Source organism: Serratia sp. LTN-2 (genome assembly GCF_059740205.1).
The window spans coordinates 187088-193859 of sequence record NZ_JCAXDO010000005.1 but is presented as its reverse complement, the minus strand read 5'-3'; the positions used below and the strand labels follow the sequence as shown (position 1 = coordinate 193859).

Sequence of the window (6772 nt, the reverse complement as noted above, 5' to 3'; positions counted from 1 at the left end):
ATCTGATCGGCCAGAGCGCCACTCACCTTCACGACCTGACGCTGGTCACCACCTTCGACGAGCGCTACTGCGACGCGCAGTTGGCGATCGACGCCGAGCTGCGCCATCTCGGATCGCCGGCCGCCGAGGGCTGCCGTTTGCAGGCGCAGCTGTTTGACGGCGATCGCTGCGTGGCGGAGCAGTGGTGCGACGATCTGCGCATTGAACGGGCGCTGAGCTGCCGTTTCGAGCTGCCGGTCAGCCGTCCGCAGCAGTGGAACGCGGAAAATCCCTATCTGTATCAACTGCTGCTCAGCCTGTATGACGGCGCCGGCAACCTGCTGAGCGTGGTGCCGCAGCGGGTGGGCTTCCGCGAGATCGCGGTGCGCGACGGGCTGATGTACGTCAACGGGCGCTACCTCAAGCTGCACGGCGTCAACCGCCACGATCACGATCACCGTAAAGGGCGCGCCGTCGATATGGCACGGGTGGAGCGCGACATCGTGCTGATGAAACAGCACAACATCAACTCGGTACGCACCGCCCACTACCCCAACGATCCGCGTTTTTACGAGCTGTGCGATCTCTATGGCCTGTTTGTGATGGCGGAGACCGATCTGGAGAGTCATGGCTTCGCCAACGTTGGCGATCTGAGCCGCATCACCGACGATCCGCGTTGGGAGCAGGCTTACGTCGAGCGCATCGAGCGCCACGTGGCGGCGCAGAAAAACCACCCGTCGATCATCATCTGGTCGCTCGGCAACGAATCCGGCTACGGCTGCAACATTCGCGCCATGGCCCGGCGCTGCAAGGCGCTCGATCCGACCCGCCTCATCCACTACGAGGAAGACCGCGACGCCGAAGTGACCGACGTGATCAGCACCATGTATTCCCGCGTGGCGATGATGAACGCCTTCGGTGAGTACCCGCACCCCAAACCGCGCATTCTGTGCGAGTACGCCCACGCCATGGGCAACGGCCCCGGCGGGCTGTTCGAATACCAGTCGGTGTTCAACCGCCACGCCAGCTTGCAGGGACACTATATCTGGGAATGGTGCGATCACGGGCTGTTGAGCCACGACGAGCAGGGGCGCGAGCGCTACCAGTACGGCGGCGATTACGGCGACTACCCGAACAACTACAACTTCTGCATGGACGGCCTGATCTACCCGGACCAGCGCCCTGGCCCCGGCCTGCGTGAATATCAGCAGGTGCTGTGCCCGGTGGAAGTGACGGTGGAAGAAGGCGCAGGCGACGTGCTGCGGGTGAAAAACCGCTACTGGTTCAGCTCGCTGGCGGACATCACGCTGAAGGTCAGCGTCAAGACCGACGGCCGCCAGGTGGCGAGTTACGAATTCAAGCTGCCGCATCTGCAGCCGGGTGAGAGCGAAGACATGCACCTGCCGGTGCTGGCGCTGGGGCCGGGGGAAACGCTGATCGACGTGGCGGTGCATAAGGACAGCGCCACCCGCTACAGCGAGAGCGGCCAGCGGCTGGGGCATTACCAGCATCTGCGCCAGGCGGCGGCGCGGCTACCGGCTCCACCGTTGGCCGATGCGCCGGCGCTGCAATGCCGCGAGGAAAATCATCAGCTGCTCGTCAGCGGCGGCCGGTTCCAGCTGGCGTTCTCGCTGCTGAGCGGCGAACTGCTGTCGTGGCGGGTAGACGATGAAGAAATGGTGGGACGCGCGCCGCGCATCACCTTCTTTAAACCGGTGATCGATAACCATAAACAGGAATATGAGGGGATTTGGTTGCCGTATCACTTCCCCATCATGCAACAGCATTTCCGCCGCCTTAGCCGGCAATGGCAGGGCGAAGATCTGCTGATCGAGGTGCGCAGCCTGATCGCGCCGCCGGTGTTCGACTTCGGCATGCGCTGCACCTATCGCTGGCGCATCTCTCCGCAGGGCTGTGTCAGCCTGGATCTGGCCGGGGAGCCTTACGGCGATTTCCGGCAGGTGATCCCGAAAATCGGTCTCGATTTCGGCATCAGCCGCCGCTTCGAGCAGGTGGAATACTACGGCCGCGGGCCGGGTGAGAACTACCGCGACAGCTGCCGGGCCAACCTTATCGGCCGCTACCGGCAGCGCGCCGATGCGCTGTTCGAACACTATCCGTTCCCGCAGGACAACGGCAATCGGCAGGACGTGCGCTGGCTGAGCCTGCAGGACGCGGCGGGCAAGGGGATCTTCATCCAACCGCGGCGGCCGATCAACTTCAGCCTGTGGCCGTACAGCGCCGAGATGCTGCATCAGGCCCAGCACATCAACGAGCTGGAGCCTGACGATTGTCTGACGCTGAACCTGGACGATCAGGTGCTCGGCCTCGGCTCCAACTCCTGGGGCTCCGAGGTGCTGGACACCCACCGGGTTTATCTGGCGCCGTTCAGCTACGGCTTCACGCTGGTGCCGTTCGATGGGCGGCAAACGCAGGGCGACGCGCTCGCCGGTTATGACTTCGCGCCCGCTCATCATCACCCGCAGTCTGCGGAGGAAAACGCATGATCATTCTCGAATCCCTGGTGGAATTCCAGCGCATTTATCACAGCGGTAAGAAGTGGCTGCGCTGCATGGAGGCGATCGCCAATGTCGATCGCATCAGCCCGAACGTGTGCCATTCGATCGGCGACTCGCTGACGTATCGGCTGAGCGTCGGCGCCGGCCGACAGCACGGCTGGCTGGAGGGCAACCGCCGCTACTTCGACGTGCACTATTACCTCGAGGGAGAAGAGATCGTCGAAGTCGCCGACAAACGGGCGCTGACGACGGTGGCGCCCTATCAGGACGAAACCGACCGCGAGTTTTTCAGCGGCGAAGGCGAGAGGCGCCGGGTCGGTAAAGGCAACGTGGTGATCTTCGAAAACCACCAGGCTCACCGCTTCAAAGAAAGCGGCAAGGTAAAAAAAGTCATTTTAAAAGTGACGGTGGAAGACAGCTATTTCATCAACAAATAGCGCGACCGCCGATCGATAACAACAAACCGAAGTCCCCTACACCATTCGGAGAATCTCTATGGCTGCGTCGAACAGAAACACCATCGGCAAGTTTGGTCTGCTGTCGATGACGTTTGCGGCAGTGTTCAGTTTCAACAACGTGATCAACAACAATATTCAGCTCGGCATCGCCTCGTCGCCGGTATTCCTGGTGGCGACGATCATTTACTTCATTCCCTTTTGCCTGATCATCGCCGAGTTCGTCTCGCTCAACCGCAACTCCGAGGCCGGCGTCTATGCCTGGGTCAAAAGCGCGCTCGGCGGGCGCTGGGCGTTTATCACCGCCTACACCTACTGGTTCGTGAACCTGTTTTTCTTCACCGCGCTGCTGCCGCGCGTCATCGCCTACGCCTCGTACGCGTTTCTGGGCTATGACTATGTGTTTACCCCGCTGACCACGGCGATCATCAGTATCTTCCTGTTCGCCTTCTCGACCTACATCTCCAACAGCGGCGCAAAACTGCTGGGGCCGATGACCTCCGTCACCTCGTCGCTGATGCTGTTGCTGACGTTTTCCTACATCATCCTGGCGGGCGCGGCGGTGCTGGGCGGCATCGAGCCGGCCGATCCGATCAACGTGCAGGCGATGACGCCGAACTTCAACTGGGCGTTCCTCGGCATTACCGCCTGGATCTTCCAGGCGGCGGGCGGGGCGGAATCCGTGGCGGTGTACGTGAACGATGTGAAAGGTGGCAGCCGCGCCTTTGTAAAGGTGATCATCGTTTCTGGGCTGTTTATCGGCGTGCTGTATTCGGTGTCTTCGCTGCTGATTAACGTGTTTGTGCATCGCACCGACCTGCACTTTACCGGCGGCACGGTGCAGGTGTTCGAAGGCCTGTCGGCACACTTCGGCCTGCCGACGGTGTTGATGAACCGCTTTGTCGGCATCGTCTCCTTCACCGCCATGTTCGGCTCGCTGCTGATGTGGACGGCGGCGCCGGTGAAGATTTTCTTCACCGAGATCCCGAAGGGCATTTTCGGCGAGAAAACCATCCGCCTGAACCGGCACGGCGTGCCGACGCGCGCCGCCTGGATCCAGTTCTTCATCGTCATCCCGCTGATGCTGATCCCGACGTTGGGTTCCAGCAGCGTGCAGGATTTGATGAATACGCTGATCAACATGACCGCCGCTGCTTCGATGCTGCCGCCACTGTTCATCATGCTGGCCTACCTGAATCTGCGGCTGAAGTACGACCGGGTGGCGCGCGATTTCAAAATGGGCTCGCGCCTGCAGGGCATCGCCATCGTCAGCGTGCTGATCGCCATCTTCACCGTCGGCTTCTTCGCCTCGACGTTCCCGACCGGCGCCAGCATCATGACCATCGTGTTCTATAACGTCGGCGGGCTGGTGGTGTTCCTCGGATACGCCTGGTGGAAGTACAACCGCTACTCGAAGAGCCTGAACGCCGAAGCGCGCTACCACGAAGACATGCCGCTGGCGCGTCTCGCGCTGGAAGCGCAGGAGGGGGCGCCTGCCGGTCAACCCGCGCTGACCACGCCCGCATGCAATAAACCGCTGTAATTGCTCACCTATCGACTCCGCGCCTCGGCGCGGAGTCTCGCCTTGCGTAAAAAATCCTGCCTCTGCGTTTGCATAATACATAAGTGAGTACTAATGTGTTTGTATGAACGAAAATGACATCTTCAAGGCGCTGGCCGATCCGACCCGCCGCAGCATCTTCGACAAACTCGTCGCCGGTAGCATGAATGCCAGCGCGCTGCGCGAAGGGCTGCCCATCAGCCAATCGGCGATGTCGCAACACCTGGCGGTGCTGCGCAACGCCGGGTTGGTGCGCGAGGCGAAGCAGGGGCGCTGCGTCAATTACCAGGTCGACCCGGACGGGCTGGCGCAGATCGCGCAGTGGCTGGCGAAGTACTGCGCTTATTGGCCGGCGCGCATCGAGGCGCTGCAAACCTTGCTGAAGGACATGGATCAATGAACAAACGGGCTGAGCCGCCGCCGCACGACCGGCTGGTGTTGGAATATTCGCTCGATGCGCCGCCGGAAAAAGTGTGGCGGGCGCTCAGCATTCCCGAGCTGCGCGAGCAATGGCTGCCGACCGGCGACCTGGCGCAGGCTGAACCGTTGGCCGCCACGCCGGGCGAGGCGGTGAGCTACCGTCTGCGCGACGATCAACCGCCGTTTCTCGAAAGCGTCGTGACCCTGCAGATTGTGCCGAACGCCGACGGCGGCAGTGTGCTGCGGATTACCCACCAGCCAGACGCCGCCAACGACGGCCCGACGACGGTGATGCGCGCCGCCTGACGCGTTAAACACATTTCTCTTTGTTGCCAACCCAGGAGTTCACCGATGCGTGAGAAGATGATGCTCGTCCCGATGGTGGTGGAACAGACCAGCCGGGGAGAACGTTCCTTTGACATATACTCGCGCCTGCTGCGCGACCGAATCGTGTTTCTCAATGGCGAAGTCAACGACGACGTGGCCGAAATGCTGTGCGCCCAGCTGCTGTTTCTGGAGGCGGAAAATCCGGAAAAACCGATCCACCTGTACATCAACTCGCCGGGCGGGGCGATCACCAGCGGGCTGGCGATTTACGACACCATGCAGTACATCCGCGCGCCGGTGCATACGCTGTGCATGGGCACCGCGCGCTCGATGGGTTCGTTCCTGCTGATGGCCGGCGAGCCGGGGCACCGCATGGCGCTGCCTAACGCCAGCCTGCACGTGCACCAGCCGCTGGGCGGCTTTCAGGGGCAGGCGTCCGATATTCTGATCCACGCCGAAGAGATGAAGCGCACCAAAGACACGGTGATTCGGTTGTATGCCCAACATTGCGGCCTGAGCGATGAAGCGGTGGTGCAGGCGTTGGATCGCGATCGCTTTATGACCGCCGACGAAGCGGCGGCCTGGGGATTGATCGATCGGGTATTGCGGGCCCGGTAAACGCGCGCTCGGTCAAGCGTTTCAGCGAATGGCCGATTGAGGATAACGGACTGCTTCTCCCTGCCGTGGGCTCAGGCCCAAGAAAAATAGCCTGCGAACTCTTGGTGTTCGTCAGCGTCGCTTTGCGCCGCATACTCTTTACGCCAGTCATGTTCCCCGCGCTTACCGACATCATAATGTGTATTAAGCCAACTGGGAGAAAAGGCGCCGAGCATTAGGCGGCGTTTTTTTCCGCCGCGCTGGGATTTAACAGCGCGGTGCCATAAATTGGCATGCATGAGCACGACATCTCCTCGTTCAGGGTAGAGGATGCGCTCGCCCTCAATACTGTGGTGGCTATTCGCTTCAATCTTAATCGAGTTGTCTTTGTGCGAGCCGGGTAAAACGCACAGTCCGCCTTCCCGCTCCGTGATGTTATCGAGATATAATAGGTGGTGCAGGGCGTGCGGATAACAGAAAAATGGTGGCAAGGGATCCGGCACAGTGCGCAAATGAATATGCCAACCGGTCCCATCGATGACATCGGCGAAAGTGATGCGCGCATCGGCGTCATCTAATTGGATTTGCGGCCCCAATGCCATTCGTGCGAGAGCGATAAGCTCGGGATGGGAATTAAAAGGCCAGAAACGCCGATCTTTCGTTAGAAGCCAGCGAAGGTAAATTGAATCTGTATTGTTTTTGTACATTGGATCGTCGAAATGGCGCTCGTTTTCTTCAAGTGCGTCAAGAGCAGACGAAAAATCGGTTAACTGTTGTTCGGTAAATAAAGTGTGGATGATGGTGTATCCATCTTCAACCAGATTTTTTTGATGGTATTGCGCAAGTTTGGACACTACTTTACGTGTCGGGTAGCCGGCCTGCGCATTATTGATGATATAGTACGTTTCCATTTC

The 6772-nt window shown here is 60.3% G+C and carries 7 protein-coding genes; 6 read left to right on the top strand and 1 reads right to left on the bottom strand.

Annotated elements, in window-relative coordinates; all coding sequences use genetic code 11:
* The 6 genes from AC6BYQ_RS12780 to AC6BYQ_RS12755 form a co-directional block, all read left to right on the top strand.
* Positions 1-2486: glycoside hydrolase family 2 TIM barrel-domain containing protein (locus AC6BYQ_RS12780; protein WP_498056969.1), on the top strand; the 2486-nt coding region annotated here is incomplete at its 5' end.
* Positions 2483-2935, top strand: a complete 453-nt coding sequence (locus AC6BYQ_RS12775; RefSeq protein WP_440529244.1) for a beta-galactosidase subunit beta — start codon at positions 2483-2485, stop codon at positions 2933-2935. The genes AC6BYQ_RS12780 and AC6BYQ_RS12775, both read left to right, overlap by 4 nt.
* A gap of 58 nt (positions 2936-2993) precedes the next feature.
* Positions 2994-4496 (top strand): amino acid permease, encoded by a 1503-nt coding sequence (locus tag AC6BYQ_RS12770; protein WP_019454756.1) that lies wholly within the window; start codon positions 2994-2996, stop codon positions 4494-4496.
* Between the two features lie 103 nt (positions 4497-4599).
* Complete coding sequence (locus tag AC6BYQ_RS12765) at positions 4600-4914, top strand: ArsR/SmtB family transcription factor (protein WP_498056968.1); 315 nt, start codon at positions 4600-4602, stop codon at positions 4912-4914.
* Complete coding sequence (locus AC6BYQ_RS12760) at positions 4911-5240, top strand: SRPBCC family protein (RefSeq protein ID WP_440529241.1); 330 nt, start codon at positions 4911-4913, stop codon at positions 5238-5240. The genes AC6BYQ_RS12765 and AC6BYQ_RS12760 overlap by 4 nt, the downstream gene beginning before the upstream one ends.
* Before the next feature lie 45 nt (positions 5241-5285).
* Positions 5286-5879 (top strand): ATP-dependent Clp protease proteolytic subunit, encoded by a 594-nt coding sequence (locus AC6BYQ_RS12755; RefSeq protein ID WP_498056967.1) that lies wholly within the window; start codon positions 5286-5288, stop codon positions 5877-5879.
* A 71-nt stretch (positions 5880-5950) separates the two neighbouring features.
* On the opposite strand, the gene AC6BYQ_RS12750 is transcribed toward AC6BYQ_RS12755, so the two are convergent.
* On the bottom strand, positions 5951-6769 hold the full coding sequence (locus AC6BYQ_RS12750; RefSeq protein WP_498056966.1) for a phytanoyl-CoA dioxygenase family protein: 819 nt from the start codon (positions 6767-6769) through the stop codon (positions 5951-5953).
* Positions 6770-6772 lie beyond the last annotated feature (3 nt).

Coding starts and splice junctions, on each gene's coding strand:
- AC6BYQ_RS12775 (WP_440529244.1), top strand. CDS start 2,483: ATGATCATTCTCGAATCCCTGGTGGAATTCCAGCGCATTTATCACAGC.
- AC6BYQ_RS12770 (WP_019454756.1), top strand. CDS start 2,994: ATGGCTGCGTCGAACAGAAACACCATCGGCAAGTTTGGTCTGCTGTCG.
- AC6BYQ_RS12765 (WP_498056968.1), top strand. CDS start 4,600: ATGAACGAAAATGACATCTTCAAGGCGCTGGCCGATCCGACCCGCCGC.
- AC6BYQ_RS12760 (WP_440529241.1), top strand. CDS start 4,911: ATGAACAAACGGGCTGAGCCGCCGCCGCACGACCGGCTGGTGTTGGAA.
- AC6BYQ_RS12755 (WP_498056967.1), top strand. CDS start 5,286: ATGCGTGAGAAGATGATGCTCGTCCCGATGGTGGTGGAACAGACCAGC.
- AC6BYQ_RS12750 (WP_498056966.1), bottom strand. CDS start 6,769: ATGGAAACGTACTATATCATCAATAATGCGCAGGCCGGCTACCCGACA.